Below are 16,640 nucleotides of genomic sequence, written 5' to 3'. Positions count from 1 at the left end.
GCCGGCCGGCGCCTCTTGACCTGGATCATGTCCGCGCAACTGCGCGCAGACGCGATGGCTGCCGTTCAGCCGGAAACCGTCGCCGCTGACGCAGTAGAAGTACCGAGAGATCAACGGTGCTTTTGCGGAGGCCCGTGGCAGCCGCGCACGGGACCATGGAACCCTGCAAAGGAGTGCCGCCATGAACCTGATTCGACACGCCCTCGCCACCAGCATCGCGCTCGCACTCGGCCACGCCTGCCTGGTCGAAGAATGCGCCGCACAGGCCACTGTGGGGCCCGGCGCCCGCACCACGACGCTCACCGCCACCACGGGCACCACCACGGTCGTGGGCAACACCACCATCGACACCAGCGCCGGCGCCACCGATGGCGTACTCGCCAACGGGGGCGATGTGGTGCTGGACATGCAGGCCGGCGCATCGCCCGGTGCGATTGTCGTGCGCACCGGCAACAGTCGTGGCCTGCACGCTACCAACGGCACGATCGCAGCGCCAAATGGGTTGAACGTGTTCACGAACCGCGGCGCCGCCCTGTTCGCGGACGGCGGCAGCATCATCGTCAACGGTGGCAACATCGGCACCACCAACGGGCGCCTGGCCGGCGTCACGGCGGGAAACGTGCGCATTGCCAACACCAGTTACAACGATCCGCTGCTGGCACCAGGCGGTGGCGATGGCGTAGGCGTCGAAGGAACCGGTCGCGCCGAAATTGCCGGTGGAAACCGTCTGTTCGTAGGAGGCGCTACCAACCGGGTCGGGTTGGGCGTGCAGGGTCCATCCGCCAGCATCGCAGTCAGCGGCGCGCTTCCGATCACGTTCCAGAACAATGGCGCACTCGGCATCTACCTGTATGGCGGCGGTCAACTGCAGGCCAGCGCGCCCATTGCGCTCACCTTCACGGGCACCAGTTCGGTCGGGCTCACTGTGGACGGCGGCGCCAACGCCGCGCCGTTGTCGGACCTGAGCATGAACTTCGCTTCGACCGTGACCACCAGCTCATCCGGCACTGCCGTGGTTGCCACCAACGGTGGATCGGCCAGCCTGAACCACCTGGTGGTCAGTGGACCCGGTGTGGGGCTTGGGGCCTGGGTGCGCAGCGGGTCGGCGCTGACACTGACCGGCGGCAGCCAGGTCACGGTCTCCTCGAACAACAACGGGCAGTCCTACGCATTTTCGCCGGGCCCGACCTCGTCGATGGCCACGACCACGATTTTCGGAAGCGTATCGGGTGCCTCGCAGCGCGCGGGTGCGTTGGTGCAGGGTGGCACCCTCAACAGTACCGGGACGACCTGGAGCAATCCCACCGCCAACGGCTACGGGCTGTACGCCGGTTACAACGGCAGCGTGCCAAGCACGATCACCCTGAGCGGCGACACCGTCACCACCACGGGCACGCGCGGCACCACCCTGCAGACCTACAACAACGCGCAGGTCGCGGCGACCAACAGTTCGCTGCGCAACGACAACGGGCTGGTTGCGATCTACCAGTGGAGCTACAACGGCGGCGCCGGCCAGGTTACCCGCGACAACACCATCGCACTGGTCAACAGCACCGTCACCACCACCGGCAGCGCCTACGGCCTGTATTCAAACAACGCCTCGGGCGGTTTCGCGCATGCAGTGAGCCTGCAGGGGGGCAGCCTGGCCAGCGACCGCTGGGCGATCATCGCCGAAGGCCCGCTGCTGTTCAGCGCCAGCGACGGCGCGCGCGTCGCCGGCGTGCAGGGCCTGCTGTCGGCCGAGGGCAGCAGCGGGCCGGCACTGCCCACCCTGGTGCAACTCAATGCCGACCGCAGCGTCCTGCAAGGGCTGGCAGAAGCGGATTCAGCCAGCCAAGCCAACATCGCGCTGGCCAACCAGTCGCAGTGGACCGGCGCCGCGTGGAACATCACCAACGTCGACGTGGATGCCACCAGCAGCTGGATCATTCCGGAAACGTCTACCGTCTCGCAGCTTGTCACCAACAACGGGCGCATCGCGTTCACGCCGATGACCGGTGATCTCTACAAGCGTCTGTACACCGGCAGCTACATGGGTGGCAGTGGCAGCGTGTTTGCACTCAACACCTACCTGGGCGAAGACGATTCACCGACCGACCAGCTGATACTGGAGGGCGGCAGCGCCAGCGGCCAGAGCCTGCTGGAATTCACCAACACAGGTGGCCCCGGCGCGCTGACCCGCGGCGACGGCATCCGCGTGGTGGTGGCCCTGGACGGTGCCACCTCCGCGCCGAATGCGTTTACCCAGGCGGTAGCCTTGCTGGCGGGACCCTACAACTACCGGCTCTATCGGGGCGGCGACACGCCCGGCACCGGCGACGACTGGTTCCTGCGCTCCGCGCTGGACTGCAGCGACCCGTCGGCGCCCTCCCCGCCATGCCCCGCCCCCACGCCGACGCCGCCTGACCCGGTACCGCCGACACCCGATCCCCCCACCCCGGTGCCGCCACCGCCCGAGCCTGAGCCGCCGGCACCGCCAGCGCCGGACCCGGCCCCCGATCCCATCCCGGATCCGGAGCCACCGCCGATCCCGGTGCCGCCTGCTCCGACCCCGACCCCACCCACGCCACCGGACCCGCCCGAGCCGGGTCCCGAGCCCGTGCCCGACTATCGCGCGGAGGTTTCGCTGTACACCGCGCTGCCGGCGATCGCGCTGCGCTACGGCTGGGCCACGCTGGGCAACCTGCACGAGCGCGTGGGCGAGCAGGAACAGCTGCGCGCACGCGCCGATCTGCGCGGCGACGATTACTTCAATGGCGCCTGGGTGCGCGTGATCGGCGAGAACGGCGACGCCGAAGGCCGCCGCCGCGGTGTGTATGAAGGCGCGCCCCGCTACGACTACGACATCCTCGCCATCCAGGCCGGCACCGACGCGTACGCGGTCGAGCGTGAAAATGGCCTGCGCGACCACGCCGGCTTCTACCTGGGCCAAGGCCGCATGCGCAGCGACGTGATCCACTACGACGGCAACCTTGCCGGGCGCAACGAAGTGCGCGCCACCTCGCTCGGCCTGTACTGGACGCGTTACTGGGAAGAGGGTCAGTACCTGGACGCGGTGTGGCAGGGCAGCTGGGGCAAAGGCAAGTCGCGTTCCTCCAACGGCCTGCTGCTGGACCGCGACACCTTCGGCTGGGGCGTCTCCCTCGAGGGAGGCTATCCATTCCGCCAGGACGGCAACGACACCCGCGTGTTCGAACCCCAGGCACAGGTGATCTACCAGCGCATCGACAAGGACAGCAACGCAGACCCGGCGGCGATGATCCGTTTCGACGACATGGACTCACTCGCCGCGCGGCTGGGGCTGCGCTGGGCCGATACCTGGACGCTGGAGCCGACCGACAACGGCATCCGGCGCCTGTTCAGTGGCTGGTTGCGGCTGAATGTCTGGCATGAATTCCGCGGCCAGCCGGTTACCGAATTCTCCTCCGCGGAAGGCTACGTGCCATTCAAGGCCGACCTGCAGGGCACCTGGTGGCAGCTGAATGCAGGAATGACCTGGCAGCTGGGCGCGTCCACCAGTACCTATGCGAACGTCGGTTACCAGAAGAGCTTCAACCGGACCTTCGACGCATGGGATGCGAAGGTCGGGATGCGATGGAACTGGTGATTGCGGCTGCACCGGGCGTGCGTGAAGGGATGCGGTAGTGCGTGCCTGCTAGCATCGAAGTGGCTTGCAGTGTGTACGACTCCATCCATGAGGAACCGAACGATGCGCAACGGTGCTGCCCTGTTGGTTGAAGCGCTTGAGAATGAAGGTGTCGATCGGATTTTCGGCGTCCCCGGCGAGGAAAACCTCGACTTCCTCGAAGCGCTGCGAACCTCGCGGATCGAACTGGTGCTGACCCGGCATGAGCAGGCTGCCGCGTTCATGGCCGCCACGCATGGGCGACTTACCGGGCGTCCCGGTGTCTGCCTGGCCACGCTGGGGCCGGGCGCTCTGAATTTCTCCACCGGTGCAGCCTATGCCCATCTCGGCGCTATGCCGATGATCCTCATCACCGGCCAGAAGGCAGTGATGAGCGCCAAGCAGGCACGCTTCCAGATCGTGGACATCGTTGCTTCGATGAAGCCGTTGACCAAGATGACGCGGCAGATCGTCAATGCGGAGGCGCTCCCCAGCATGGTGCGTGATGCGTTCCGCGTCGCCATGGAAGACCGGCCCGGGCCGGTCCATCTGGAGCTGCCGGAAGACATCGCCGGCGAAGAGGTAAAGGACGTCGCCGTCGTTCCGGTGCATCCGCTGGAACGCCCGCTCGCCCACCCCGCCGCGCTCGAACGGGCGGCCGCGGCGCTGCTGGCTGCAAAGCGTCCACTGGTGATGATCGGTGCTGCCTGCAGCCGACCGCATCTGGCTGACGCGCTGTCCAGCTTCGTGGGCCGCACCCGCCTGCCCTTCTTCAATACGCAGATGGGCAAGGGTGCCGTCACCGGTGGCTCGAACCTGTACATGGGCACTGCCGCGCTCTCCGAAGGCGACTATGTGCACGAAGCCATTGCACGCGCGGACGTGATCCTGGCGATCGGCCACGACACGATCGAGAAGCCGCCATTCCTGATGAAGGACGCCGGCGGCCCCAAGGTCATCCACCTCAGCTTCCAGTCGGCGACGGTCGAACAGGTGTACCACCCTGACATCGAAGTGATCGGTGATGTCGGCAGCGCAGTGGAGGCGCTGGCCGCGCAGTTGGAGGGCAAACTGTCGCCCGACGAGGGGATGACCGAGCTGCGCCAGAAGATTCTCACCCGTCTCAACGACCGCGCCGAGGAGGACCGCTTTCCGGTCACCCCGCAGCGCCTGGTGCACGACGTGCGTGAGGTGATGCCCGACGATGGCATCGTGTGCCTGGACAACGGCATGTACAAGATCTGGTTCGCGCGCAACTACCGCACCCACGTGGCCAATACGCTGCTGCTGGACAACGCCCTGGCCACCATGGGCGCCGGCCTGCCCTCTGCGATGATGGCGTCGATGCTGTACCCGCAGCGCCGTGTCATGGCGGTATGCGGGGACGGCGGCTTCATGATGAACTCGCAGGAAATGGAAACCGCCGTGCGACTGGGACTGAACCTGGTTGTGGTGATCCTCAATGACAGCGCCTACGGCATGATCCGCTGGAAGCAGGCGGTCGATGGGTTCGAGGATTTCGGCATGCGTTTTGGCAATCCCGATTTCGTGCGCTATGCCGAGGCCTATGGTGCGAAGGGCTCACGGGTGAGCGCGGTCGCCGAGCTTGTGCCTACCATTGAAGCCGCCTTCGCCGGTGGCGGCGTGCATCTGATCGACGTGCCCATCGACTATTCCGAAAATACCCGCGTACTGGTCGACGAGCTGCGCAACCGCACGCCCGACGTTGAATGCCGGTAGGCCAAACCGTTTCGAGGAGCTCCACCATGTTGAAGGTCGTACAGGCGTTTGACCGCGCGCAGATCGCAGAAGTCGCTACCGACGATGCTGCAGCGCTGGAGCACAAGCTTCAGGCCGCCGCCCGCGTCTTCAAGGACCGCGACGGCTGGTTGCCGCCCCATCAGCGCATCGCCATCCTTCGCCGCCTGGCCGCATTGATGGACGCAAGGCGCGATCACCTTGCCCTGCAGATCGCGCGCGAAGGCGGCAAGCCGCTGCCCGATGCCATCGTGGAAACCACCCGCGCCATCGACGGCGTGCACAACGCCGCCGACGAGCTTCGCAACTTTGCAGGCCGCGAAATCCCCATGGGCCTCTCGGCCGCGGCGGAGAACCGGTGGGCGTTCACCACCAGGGAGCCGATCGGCATTGTCGCCGCCATCTCGGCATTCAATCATCCGCTTAACCTGATCGTGCACCAGGTGGCGCCGGCGATTGCGGTGGGCTGCCCGGTCATCATCAAACCCGCCAGTGCCACGCCCCTGTCCTGCCTGGAGTTCGTCGCACTTGCGCACGAGGCGGGCCTGCCCGAACCGTGGTGCCAGACCTTCCTGCCCGACGGCAACGAACTGGCCGAAGCGCTGGCGACGGACAAGCGCGTGGCCTTCTTCAGCTTCATCGGCTCGGCACGGGTCGGCTGGTCGTTGCATGCCAAGCTTGCCCATGGCGCACGCTCTGCGCTGGAGCACGGGGGCGTGGCCCCGGCCATCGTCGACCGCAGCGCCGACCTGGACAAGATCATCGAGCCCGTCGTGAAGGGAGGCTACTACCATGCCGGGCAGGTCTGCGTGTCCACGCAGCGCATCTTCGTGCACAACGCCATCGCCGATGACTTCACCGAGCGGCTGATCGCCCGCGTGGAAAAGCTGCGCACCGCCGATCCCACGTTGAAGGACACCGAAGTGGGCCCGCTGATCCAGCCCCGCGAAGTAGATCGGGTTGCGGAGTGGGTAGATGAAGCGGTCAAGGGTGGCGCGACGCTGGCGACCGGCGGCGAACGCCTTTCAGAGACGACGTACCAGCCCACGGTACTTCTCGATCCCGCCGCCGACGCACGCATTTCCACATTGGAAGTCTTTGGTCCGGTGGTAGCGGTATACCGTTACGCCGACCTGGACGATGCCATCGCGCGCGCCAACGCCCTGCCCGTTGCATTCCAGGCCAGCATCTTCGCGCAGGACATCGACATCGCGATGCGCGCCGCCAACCGCCTGGATGCTTCGGCCGTGATGATCAACGACCCCACCGCGTTCCGCACCGACTGGATGCCGTTCGCAGGCCGCCGCGAATCCGGCTACGGCACCGGCGGCATTCCGTACACCATGCGCGACATGACCCAGGAGAAGATGATCCTGATGCGCAGGAGCTGACGTCAGCCCTTCGACACCCCGGTAGATCCCCGCACCATCAAACTGAATTCGAGCGTCTGCTGCAGCGGCACGTCCACCCCTTCGATGATGGCCAGCAGCAGCTTGACCGCGCGCACGCCAATCTCCCGCATCGGCTGCCGGATGGTCGTCAACGGCGGCGACAGATAGCTGGATGATGCCAGATCGTCGAAGCCGACAATCGAGAGATCTTCCGGCACGCGCACGCCCCGCTCCCGGCACGCCGCCAGCGCGCCCAGCGCCATCTGGTCGCTGAAGCAGAAGATCGCGGTGGGGCGCGCGCCGTCCAGCAGCGCATGCGCAGCGGCATGCCCGGACTCGACCGAGAAGTCGCCCGGCACCACGCTCAGGCTGCGCAAGCGGCCACGTGCCTTGCCGGCGCTGCGAACGCCTTCCAGCCGCTGTTGATGCAGCGGGTTGTCCGGCGGCCCACCCACGACCGCGATCCGTTCGTGCCCCAGCCCATACAGGTGCTCCATGACCGCGCGCGCGGCAGCCGCGTTGTCGATGTGCACACTGGGAATGCCCAGTGCGGGGTCGAACTCGCAGCCATTGACCACCGGCGCAGCGACGCCCTGCTGCTGCACGATCTCGCGCGCGGTCGGCGGCAGGCGATGGCCCAGCACGATCAGGCCGTCGGCCTCGTTGCGGCGGAGCATCTGCGCGTAACGCTCCTCGCGCTCGGGAAGGTGCTGGGTGTCGCCCAGCAGCACGGCGTAGCCCACCGCCTGCGCCGCGTCCTCGGCGCCCTGCAGGATCTGCGCGAAGAACGGATTGGCGATGTCCGGCACGGTTACCAGCAGCTTGCCGCTGCGCTGGGTCTTGAGCGTACGCGCCACGGTGTTGGGCACATAGCCGAGTGCGAGGGCCGCCTGTTCGATGCGCGTGCGCGTGGCCGGCAGCACCTTGTCGGGCCGCGAGAGCGCGCGCGATACGGTGCCGGCGGAGACGCCCACGTGTTTTGCAATGTCGTAGATGGTGGCCATGGCGTCAGGTGTGGTTGCCGCTGTGCAGTGCACAACGGGATTTCCGGAAGTCCCTGCTAGGGTAATGCAATCGATTGCATCGCGGGCGAATCCCATTGAAGACGCTCAAGGGTCCGGCGCTGTTCCTGGCGCAGTTCATCAGCGACACACCTCCGTTTGATCGGCTGGACACGCTGGCCGGCTGGGCGGCCGGCCTGGGCTATTCTGGCGTACAGGTGCCGACCGGCGCGCCGCATCTGTTCGACCTGGCCGAAGCTGCGCGCAGCCAGGACTACTGCGACGACCTCGCCGGCATGCTGGCCGGACACGGCCTGCAGATCACCGAGCTGTCCACCCACCTGCAGGGGCAGCTGGTCGCCGTGCATCCGGCCTATGACAGCCTGTTTGACGGTTTTGCGCCACCGGACAAGCGCGGCGATCCCGCCGCCCGCCAGGCGTGGGCGGTGGAGCAGCTGCTGCTTGCCGCGAAGGCCAGCCAGCGCCTCGGGCTGAAAGCACATGCCACCTTCTCCGGCGCGCTGGCCTGGCCGTACCTCTATCCGTGGCCACAGCGCCCGCCGGGCCTGGTGGAGGAAGCCTTCGCCGAACTCGGCCGACGCTGGCGCCCCATCCTCGACGCGTTCGACGCCTGCGGCGTGGACCTGTGCTTCGAGATCCACCCGGGCGAGGACCTGCACGACGGTGCGACCTTCGAGCGCTTCCTTGAGGTGGTCGACCACCATCCCCGCGCGAAGATGCTGTACGACCCCAGCCACCTGCTGCTGCAGCAGATCGACTACCTGGGCTTCATCGACCGCTACCACCCGCGCATCGGCATCTTCCACGTCAAGGACGCGGAGTTCCGCCCGAGCGCGCGCAGCGGCGTGTATGGCGGCTACCAGGACTGGATCGACCGGCCCGGGCGATTCCGTTCGCTCGGCGACGGCCAGATCGACTTCAAGGCGATCTTCTCGAAATTCGCACAGTACGACTTCCCAGGCTGGGCGGTGGTGGAGTGGGAGTGCTGCCTGAAGCATCCGGAAGACGGCGCGCGTGAAGGTGCCGCCTTCGTGCGCGACCACGTCATCCGCGTCACCGAACGCGCCTTCGACGATTTTGCCGAGGGCGGCACCGATCCCCACTCACTGCGCCGCATGCTCGGAATCTGAGCCATTACCGCCCCGGGAGGGCACGTCATGAAGCACACCATGTCGCGTTTGGGCGCGATGATGTTTCTGCAGTTCTTCATCTGGGGCGCCTGGTTCGTCACCCTGGGTACGTACCTGGTGCAGGGTCCGCTCAAGGCCAGCGCCAGCCAGGTCGCGACCGCCTTCCTCAGCCAGTCTATCGGCGCCATCGTCGCGCCATTCCTGGTCGGCCTGGTGGCCGACCGCTACTTCGCCGCGCAGCGCATCCTGGGCGTACTGCACCTGGCCGGTGCAGTGCTGATGTGGCTGGCCTCCACGGCAACGGATTTCAACACGTTCTTCGCCTGCGTGATGGGCTACATGCTGCTGTTCATGCCCACGCTGGCACTGGCCAACAGCGTGGCGATGCGCCACATGCAATCGCCTGAGAAGCAATTTCCCCCGGTGCGCGTGGCCGGCAGCATCGGCTGGATCGTGGCCGGCGTGCTGATCGGCTGGCTGGGCTGGGAACAGGCGCATCGACTGGAGCTGACCTTCCAGATGGCGGCGATGGCGTCGCTGGCACTCGGCCTGTACGCCTTCACCCTGCCGCATACGCCGCCGCTGGCACAGCAGCGTGATGCCGGCCTCGGAAAGGTCCTGGGACTGGATTCGCTGAAGCTGCTGAAGTCGCGCTCGTACCTGGTGTTCTTCCTCGCCTCCATCGCCATCTGCATCCCGCTGGCGTTCTACTACAACTTCACCAACCCCTACCTCAACGACCTCGGCGTGCGCGGCGCGGCCGGCCTGCAGTCGCTGGGCCAGGTCTCCGAAGTGCTGCTGATGCTGGCCATGCCGTTCCTGTTCGTGCGGCTGGGGGTCAAGACCATGCTGGCGGTCGGCATGGCTGCGTGGGTGGTGCGCTATGTCATGTTCGCGTTCGGCGATGCGGGTGGCGGCTTCTCGCTGCTGGTGATCGGCATCGTGCTGCACGGCATCTGCTATGACTTCTTCTTCGTCACCGGCCAGATCTACACCGACGCGCATGCCGGCCCGGACGCACGCAGCAGCGCGCAGGGCTTCATCACGTTGGCCACCTATGGCGTGGGCATGCTGATCGGCACGTTCCTGTCCGGCGCGGTGGTCGAGCACTACACCACGGCGGCCGGTCCGGACTGGCAGCAGATCTGGCTGTTCCCCGCCGGCGTTGCGCTGGTGGTGCTGATCGCCTTCCTGGCGCTGTTCCGCGACCGCCCGGCGGTGGCGGCCTCGCCCGCCACGAACTGAGGACCGCCCCCGATGCCCAAGCTTGGAATCGCCATCGTCGGCACCGGCATGATCGGCGCGGTGCACCACCGCGCGGCCCTGCTCGCGGGCGCGGAGGTCCGCGGGGTCGCCGCTTCGTCGCCGGAGCGCGCCACCGAGGTGGCGCGTGCGTGGAATCTGCCGCGTGGCTACCGCGATATCGACGAGGTGGTCGCCGACCCGCAGGTGCAGGTCGTGCACGTCTGCACCCCCAACCACCTGCACCGCGCCATGGCGCAGGCGGCGCTGGAAGCCGGCAAGCACGTGATCTGCGAGAAGCCGCTGGCGACGACACTGGAAGATGCCCAGGTGCTGGCGGCGCTGGCCGCCTCCAGCGGGCGCGTGGCCACCGTCCCGTTCGTCTACCGCTACCACCCGGTGGTCCGCGAGGCGCGCGCACGGGTCGCGCAGGGCGAGCTGGGGCCGCTGCACCTGATCCATGGCAGCTACCTGCAGGACTGGCTGCTGGACCCGGCCAGCAACAACTGGCGCGTGGACCCGGCACTGGGCGGCACCTCGCGCGTGTTCGCCGACATCGGCTCGCACTGGTGCGACCTGGTGGAATGGGTGAGCGGTGAGCGCTTCGTCGACGTCAGCGCAGCGTTTGCCACCGTGATCGGCGAGCGCGGCGCGGGCGGTGGACAGATCTTCACCACGCCCGCCGCCAGCGGCGCGATGCAGGCGGTCTCCAGCGAGGACGTGGCGGCGGCACTGTTCAAGACGGGCGCCGGAACGCTGGCCTCGTTGACGGTCAGCCAGGTCTCGGCGGGCCGCCACAATCGCCTCTGGTTCGAGATCGACGCGGCCAACGCCAGCGTGGCCTTCAACCAGGAAGACGCCGAGCGGCTGTGGATCGGCCGACCCGACCAGCGCGAGGAGATCTTCGTGCGCGGCCCGGGCGCCGGCAGTGCCGAGCAGCGGCGACTCTCGGTGTTGCCGCCCGGGCATGCACAGGGCTACGGCCACTGCTTCGAGGCGTTCGTCGCCGACACCTATGCCGCCATCCACGGCGAACGCCCGGAGGGCCTGCCCACCTTTGAAGACGGCGCGCGCTCGGCGCTGATCGTCGACCGCGTCATCGCCTCGGCCAGGTCCCGTGCCTGGACCGCCATCGATTGAGTTCCCTGAGGACATCCGGATGAAGATTGCTGCACGTAGGACTGCAACGTTCGCGCTGATGATGATGGTCGCCCTGCCCGCCTTCGCAGGCGACCCGGCCGGTGCGCAACCGCCCATCGCGGTGCAGATGTACACGCTGCGCAATGCAGGCTCACTTGACCAGCAGTTGAAGATCGTCCACGACGCGGGCGTGCACGCGGTGGAAACGGTGGGCACCCAGAACGTCAGCGCGGCGGAGCTCAAGCAGCTGCTGGACCGCTACGCGATCAAGGCGATCTCATCGCACGTTCAGCTGGCCGACCTGCGCAATGACCTGGACGCTGCCATCGCCTTCAACCGCGCGATCGGCAACACCGTGCTGGTGGTGCCGTACCTGGACCAGAAGGATCGCCCCACCGATGCCGCAGGCTGGACGGCCCTGGGCACGGAACTGGGCCAGATCTCCAAGCGGGTGCGCGCACAGGGCATGCGCCTGGCCTACCACAACCACGACTTCGAGCTGGTCGACTTCAACGGCAAGACCGGCCTTGAACTGCTGTTCGCCGCCGCCGGCCCCGACCTGCAGACCGAGCTCGACCTGGCCTGGGTGCAGCGTTCAGGGCATGACCCGGTGGTGATGCTGGGCAAATTCAAGGGCCGCCTGTTCGCCGTCCATGCCAAGGACAACGCACCGAAGGGCGAGGCCGAAGACGAAGGTGGCTTCGCCGCTGTCGGCCAAGGCGTGCTGGACTGGAACGCGATCCTGCCCGCAGCTGCGGCGGACGGCGTGCAGTGGTACATCGTCGAACACGACCAACCGCACGATCCGGCCAAGGCCATCCAGGCCGGGGCCGATTATCTGCGTGCCCACCTGACGGCGCGTGCGCAGCGCTAGTACGCGAAGGAGTTCTGCTTGAAAACGATTCTGACCGTGGCTGTACTGATCTGTGGGTCGACGCTGGCCAGTGCCGCGTGGTGCGAAGACAATCCTGCGGCCGGTGCGAAGCTTTACGCCACCCACTGCGTCGCGTGTCACGGGGCGGAGCGCGCAGGCGTTCCGCCTACGTTCCCCGCGCTCACCGACATCGGCAAGCGCCTGCAGCCTGCACAGATCAAGGAGAAGATCACCAAGGGCGGCGGCCTGATGCCGCCGTTTGCCCAGCTGTCGCCGCAGGAGATCAACGACATCGCCAGCTTCCTCGTCAAATAGGAAGCCGGCGCCGGGGGTGCGCGAGCGTTACAGCGCGCGCACCCAGATGTTGCGGTAGCTGACTTTTGAATCGTGCTCCTGCAGGTAGATGGGTGCGCACCCATGAACCGGGTAGGAAGGGGCGCCGATGTATTCGGTCTTGCCCGACAGCACGGTGTCATCCTGCACCAGCACGCCGTTGTGCAGCACGGTGATGCGCGCGGGCGAGGTAAGTCCGCCTCCGGCCGAGAAGCGCGGCGCCTTCCAGATGATGTCGTAGGCCTGCCACTGCCCCGGCGCACGCGAAGCGTTCACCAGCGGAATGGCCTGCTTGTACAGCGATGCCGCCTGCCCGTTGGGATAGGTCGGGTTGTTGTAACTGTCGAGCACCTGCAGCTCATACACTTCCTGCAGGAAGATGCCGCTGTTGCCCCGGTGCTGGCCGTCGAAGCCCTGGGTCTGCGTGGGCGTGCGCCACTCCACGTGCAGCTGGATGTCGCAGAACTTCTGCGTGGTCCGGATGCCCTTGCTGCCCGGCACCACCGTCATCGCGCCGTCGGCAACGGTCCATGGCACGCGGCCACCCTGCTCCGACTCCCATGCGGAGGTGTCCTTGCCGTCGAACAGCACGATCGCATCGGAGGGCGCACCGCCCACCGGCGTGGCCACGACCGCAGGCACGTGCGTCCACACTTCGGTCCTGGTCGGATCGCGTGCGGGGTCGCCGCTGGACTGCGCGAACGCGGGGGCAGCGGCCAGCAGGCAGGCCGCCATCAACAGGGGTCGGGTCATCGTGTCTTTGCACTCCATCAGCCGGTCGCCCAGGCGGGGGTTCCGGGGGCATAGGCCAGGTCGCCGTCATAGCGACCCGGTACCGCAACGTACTGCAGCACTTCGGTCGCGCCCACCTTCGAGGTGAAGAAACCGAAGATGGTCAGTTGCTTGATCATCGTGAAGTAATGCGGCGTCGCCTCGGACGCGTCCACCTCACCGGTTGAGCTGACGTCGACATTGCGCTTCTTCGCCTCTGCATCCAACTCGCGCAGCAGCGCGGCGCGGGCGTCCGGCGCGAGCGAGACGAAGCGGCCGCCGGCGCGTTTGTCGATGTCCGCCAGGCCTGCATGGAACGCAGCCTGCTGGCGGTCCGTGTAGCAGTCGGCAACGAAGGTCGCCATGAATGCGCCGGTCCCCGCTTCCTTGGCACCCGGCGTCTTCGTGCGCGGCAGGATGGTCTCGGCAATCTCATCCAGCGTGGCGATGTCGGTGGCAGAGAACGAGGCGCTCCCCGCGCCCGGCGATTTCCCACCGGCCAGCGCAGGCAGGCCCACCATCGCCGCGCCAGTGGCGGCGACGATCATCTTCAGGAGGTCGCGACGGTCCATTACAGGTTCCCCGCTTTCAGTTCGCGCACCGCATGGTCCGCTGCCCGCGCGGTCAGCGCCATGTAGGTCAGCGACGGATTCACGCAGGCACTGGAGGTCATGCAGGCGCCATCGGTCACGTAGACATTCGGCGCGTCCCAGACCTGGTTGTGCTGGTTCAGAACCGAGCTTTTGCGGTCACGGCCCATGCGGGCGGTGCCCATCTCGTGGATGCCCTTGCCCGGGGCGTAATCGTTGTCGTGCATCTCCACGTCCTTCACCCCGGCAGCCTCCAGCATCTCGGCGGCATCGGCGGCCATGTCCTTGCGCATGGCCTTTTCGTTCGCGCGCAGGGCGACGTCCATGGCCAGCACCGGCAACCCCCACTTGTCCTTGCGTTCCGGATCAAGGCGAATTGTGTTGTCGTGGTGCGGCAGCATCTCGCCGAACCCGGTCATGCCGATCCGCCAGTCGCCCGGCAGGGTCAGCGCTTCCTTGAGGTCGGCACCGATGTTCAGCTCGGCGATCTCGCGCGACCAGCCGTTGCGGCTGGCACCGCCCTGGTATCCGAAGCCACGCGTGTAGCCGCGCTTGTCGGCCGCCACGTTGCGGAAGCGCGGAATGTAGAAACCGCAGGGACGACGCCCGAAGTAATACTTGTCGTCGTAACCCTCTACGCGACCAGAAGCGCCTGCGCCGAAGTGATGGTCCATTACGTTGTGCCCGAGCTCGCCGGACGACGATCCCAGCCCGCCTTCCCAGACGTCGGTGGCCGAGTTCATCAGCAGCCAGGTCGAGTTGAACGAGGAGGCGTTGAGGAAGATCACCTTCGCCGTGTACTCATAGGTCTGGCCGGTCTCGGCATCGATGACCTCCACGCCCCGTGCGCGCTTGCGGTCCTTGTCGTACAGCACTTCCTTGACGATCGAGAACGGCCGCAGGGTCAGGTTGCCGGTCTTCATCGCCGCCGGCAGCGTCGCCGACTGGGTGGAGAAGTAGGCGCCGAACGGACAGCCGAGGATGCACTTGTTGCGATACTGGCAGTTGACGCGGCCCTGCTCCGGCTTGGGCTGGGTGATGTTCGCGGTGCGCGAGTGGATCATGTGGCGGGTGCCGCCAAATGCCTGCTTGATCCGCGCCGCGACGTCCTTCTCGACGATGTTGAGCGGAATCGGCGGCAGGAACTCCCCGTCCGGCAGCACGTCCAGCCCTTCGCGCGTGCCGGCGATGCCGGCGAACTTCTCCACGTGGTCATACCACGGCGCGATGTCGGCGTAACGGATCGGCCAGTCGGTGGCGATGCCCTCCTTGAGGTTGGCCTGGAAATCCAGGTCGGACAGGCGATAGCTCTGCCGCCCCCACATCAGCGAGCGCCCGCCCACGTGATAGCCACGGAACCAGTCGAAGCGTTTGGTCTCGACATAGGGCGATTCTTTTTCGTCCGCCCACATGCCCTCAAGGTTCTCGGCCAGGCCGTAATCGCGCATCAGCACCGGGAAATCCACCTTCATCGCCTGGGTCGGCCGGTTGCGATGCGGGAAATCCCACGGTTCCTTCATCGCATTGACGTAGTCCTTGACGTGCTCGATGTTGCGCCCGCGTTCGAGCATCAGCACCTTGAGGCCTTTCTCGGTCAGTTCCTTTGCCGCCCAACCGCCACTGATTCCCGAGCCAACAACGATGGCGTCGTAATGATTGTCTGCCATGGGTTCTACTTCACCTTGGTGGATATCGTTTCAGACGTCGCAGAGGCGGATCGCCTCGCGCAGCGAACCGACGGGATCGGCGGACACAGGGCTGAATTCCTGCGCCAGATACCCATCGAAACCGGTGTCGCGGATCGCGCGACAGATGGCGGGATAATTGAGTTCCTGCTGGTCCCCGATCTCGTGTCGGCCAGGTACGCCCGCGGTGTGGTAATGCTTGAAATGCGCATGATCCCGACCGATGGTGGCGATGATGTCGCCCTCCATGATCTGCATGTGGTAGATGTCGTAGAGCAGGCCGAAGTTGTCCGAACCAAGCCGCTGGCACAGTTCCACGCCCCATGCGGAGTGGTCGCACAGATAATCGGGATGATCGACCCGGGAGTTCAGCAGCTCCATCACCAGCACCACGCCGCGCTTCTCGGCATGGCCAAGGATGCGCTTGAGCCCGGCCTCGGCATGCGCCAGGCCTTCCTGCGGGTCCATGCCGTTGCGGTTGCCGGAGAAACAGATGAGGTTGCGATAGCCGGCATCGGCGACGAGGTCGATGTGCCGTGTGTAACGCGCTACCAGTTCCTCGTGGAACTGGGCGCCTGCGAAGCCCTTGGTCAGCCCCAGTTCCGCGCCATTGCACATGGAGCTGTACACCCCATGCGCCTTCAACGTGGGCCAGTCTTCCGGGCCGACCAGATCGATGGCGGCGAAGCCGATGCCTTTTACCGTCTGGCAGAGTTGGGCGACCGACTGTTGCGGGAATGTCCAACGGGCGACCGAATGCTTGATGTTGCCCTTGAGCGGCGCGGCGGCGGCCAGCGCCGGCAGCACGCCAGAAGCGCCAAGACCCAAGCTTCCGGCGACGGCGATGCGCAACGCATCCCGTCGCGAGAGCCGCGAAACTTGGATCGATCCAATCGAACGGTCGGACATTCGCACTCCGGCCTCCCAACCGGTATCAAACGCAACAATTCGGGGCAATGCAATCGATTGCACCATAAAGTAGCGAATCGATTCATTGCAAGTCGCAGTGCACGAAAAAAATGCATGCTGCAAGGCACAACAAAAAGCCCCGTGAACGGGGCTTTTTGGAAAGGCTCGCT

General features: G+C 66.4%; 13 protein-coding genes. 8 read left to right on the top strand and 5 right to left on the bottom strand.

Annotated features, from left to right (window positions below; all coding sequences use genetic code 11):
• Positions 1-181: 181 nt before the first annotated feature.
• The 3 genes from PDM28_RS05545 (at position 182) to PDM28_RS05535 (ending at position 6,774) form a co-directional block, all read left to right on the top strand.
• Entirely contained in the window at positions 182-3,607 is a 3,426-nt protein-coding gene (locus PDM28_RS05545) for an autotransporter family protein (RefSeq protein WP_311184094.1), read from the top strand.
• A 102-nt stretch (positions 3,608-3,709) separates the two neighbouring features.
• Entirely contained in the window at positions 3,710-5,365 is a 1,656-nt protein-coding gene (locus PDM28_RS05540) for an acetolactate synthase large subunit (protein WP_311184646.1), read from the top strand.
• Positions 5,366-5,391: 26 nt separating this feature from the next.
• The gene (locus PDM28_RS05535) at positions 5,392-6,774 is read left to right on the top strand and encodes an aldehyde dehydrogenase family protein (protein ID WP_311184093.1); all 1,383 of its coding nucleotides are present in this window, start codon (positions 5,392-5,394) and stop codon (positions 6,772-6,774) included.
• 2 nt (positions 6,775-6,776) lie between these two features.
• Here the strand turns inward: PDM28_RS05535 and PDM28_RS05530 are convergent, their stop codons facing one another.
• Positions 6,777-7,778, bottom strand: coding sequence for a LacI family DNA-binding transcriptional regulator (locus PDM28_RS05530; protein ID WP_311184092.1), 1,002 nt, complete (start codon positions 7,776-7,778; stop codon positions 6,777-6,779).
• Between the two features lie 95 nt (positions 7,779-7,873).
• Here PDM28_RS05530 and PDM28_RS05525 point away from each other — a divergent pair, with 95 nt between their 5' ends.
• The 5 genes from PDM28_RS05525 to PDM28_RS05505 are packed head-to-tail and all read left to right on the top strand — an operon-like array spanning position 7,874 to position 12,497.
• A complete protein-coding gene (locus PDM28_RS05525) occupies positions 7,874-8,926 on the top strand; it encodes a sugar phosphate isomerase/epimerase family protein (protein ID WP_311184090.1) in 1,053 nt (350 codons plus the stop codon).
• Positions 8,927-8,953: 27 nt separating this feature from the next.
• On the top strand, positions 8,954-10,171 hold the full coding sequence (locus PDM28_RS05520; RefSeq protein ID WP_311184088.1) for a nucleoside permease: 1,218 nt from the start codon (positions 8,954-8,956) through the stop codon (positions 10,169-10,171).
• A gap of 12 nt (positions 10,172-10,183) precedes the next feature.
• Positions 10,184-11,308, top strand: a complete 1,125-nt coding sequence (locus tag PDM28_RS05515) for a Gfo/Idh/MocA family protein (protein WP_311184087.1) — start codon at positions 10,184-10,186, stop codon at positions 11,306-11,308.
• A gap of 19 nt (positions 11,309-11,327) precedes the next feature.
• Complete coding sequence (locus PDM28_RS05510) at positions 11,328-12,182, top strand: sugar phosphate isomerase/epimerase family protein (protein ID WP_311184086.1); 855 nt, start codon at positions 11,328-11,330, stop codon at positions 12,180-12,182.
• 18 nt (positions 12,183-12,200) lie between these two features.
• Complete coding sequence (locus PDM28_RS05505; RefSeq protein ID WP_311184085.1) at positions 12,201-12,497, top strand: c-type cytochrome; 297 nt, start codon at positions 12,201-12,203, stop codon at positions 12,495-12,497.
• Between the two features lie 27 nt (positions 12,498-12,524).
• On the opposite strand, the gene PDM28_RS05500 is transcribed toward PDM28_RS05505, so the two are convergent.
• The 4 genes from PDM28_RS05500 to PDM28_RS05485 are packed head-to-tail and all read right to left on the bottom strand — an operon-like array spanning position 12,525 to position 16,470.
• Positions 12,525-13,268: a 3-keto-disaccharide hydrolase gene (locus PDM28_RS05500; protein WP_311184084.1), complete on the bottom strand. Its 744-nt coding sequence runs from the start codon at positions 13,266-13,268 to the stop codon at positions 12,525-12,527.
• Between the two features lie 17 nt (positions 13,269-13,285).
• Positions 13,286-13,858 carry a gluconate 2-dehydrogenase subunit 3 family protein gene (locus tag PDM28_RS05495; RefSeq protein ID WP_311184083.1) on the bottom strand — a complete coding sequence of 191 codons (573 nt, stop codon included), beginning with the start codon at positions 13,856-13,858 and terminating at the stop codon, positions 13,286-13,288.
• Positions 13,858-15,543, bottom strand: a complete 1,686-nt coding sequence (locus PDM28_RS05490) for a GMC oxidoreductase (protein WP_311184082.1) — start codon at positions 15,541-15,543, stop codon at positions 13,858-13,860. Before PDM28_RS05490 ends, PDM28_RS05495 begins: the two co-directional genes overlap by 1 nt.
• 30 nt (positions 15,544-15,573) lie before the next feature.
• Positions 15,574-16,470: a hydroxypyruvate isomerase family protein gene (locus PDM28_RS05485; RefSeq protein WP_311184080.1), complete on the bottom strand. Its 897-nt coding sequence runs from the start codon at positions 16,468-16,470 to the stop codon at positions 15,574-15,576.
• Positions 16,471-16,640: the final 170 nt, after the last annotated feature.

The sequence above is a fragment of the Stenotrophomonas aracearum genome (assembly GCF_031834615.1).
Taxonomy (GTDB): Bacteria; Pseudomonadota; Gammaproteobacteria; order Xanthomonadales; family Xanthomonadaceae; genus Stenotrophomonas; species Stenotrophomonas aracearum.
The sequence above is the reverse complement of the archived record's forward strand: the minus strand, read 5'-3'. Positions and strand labels throughout refer to the sequence as shown.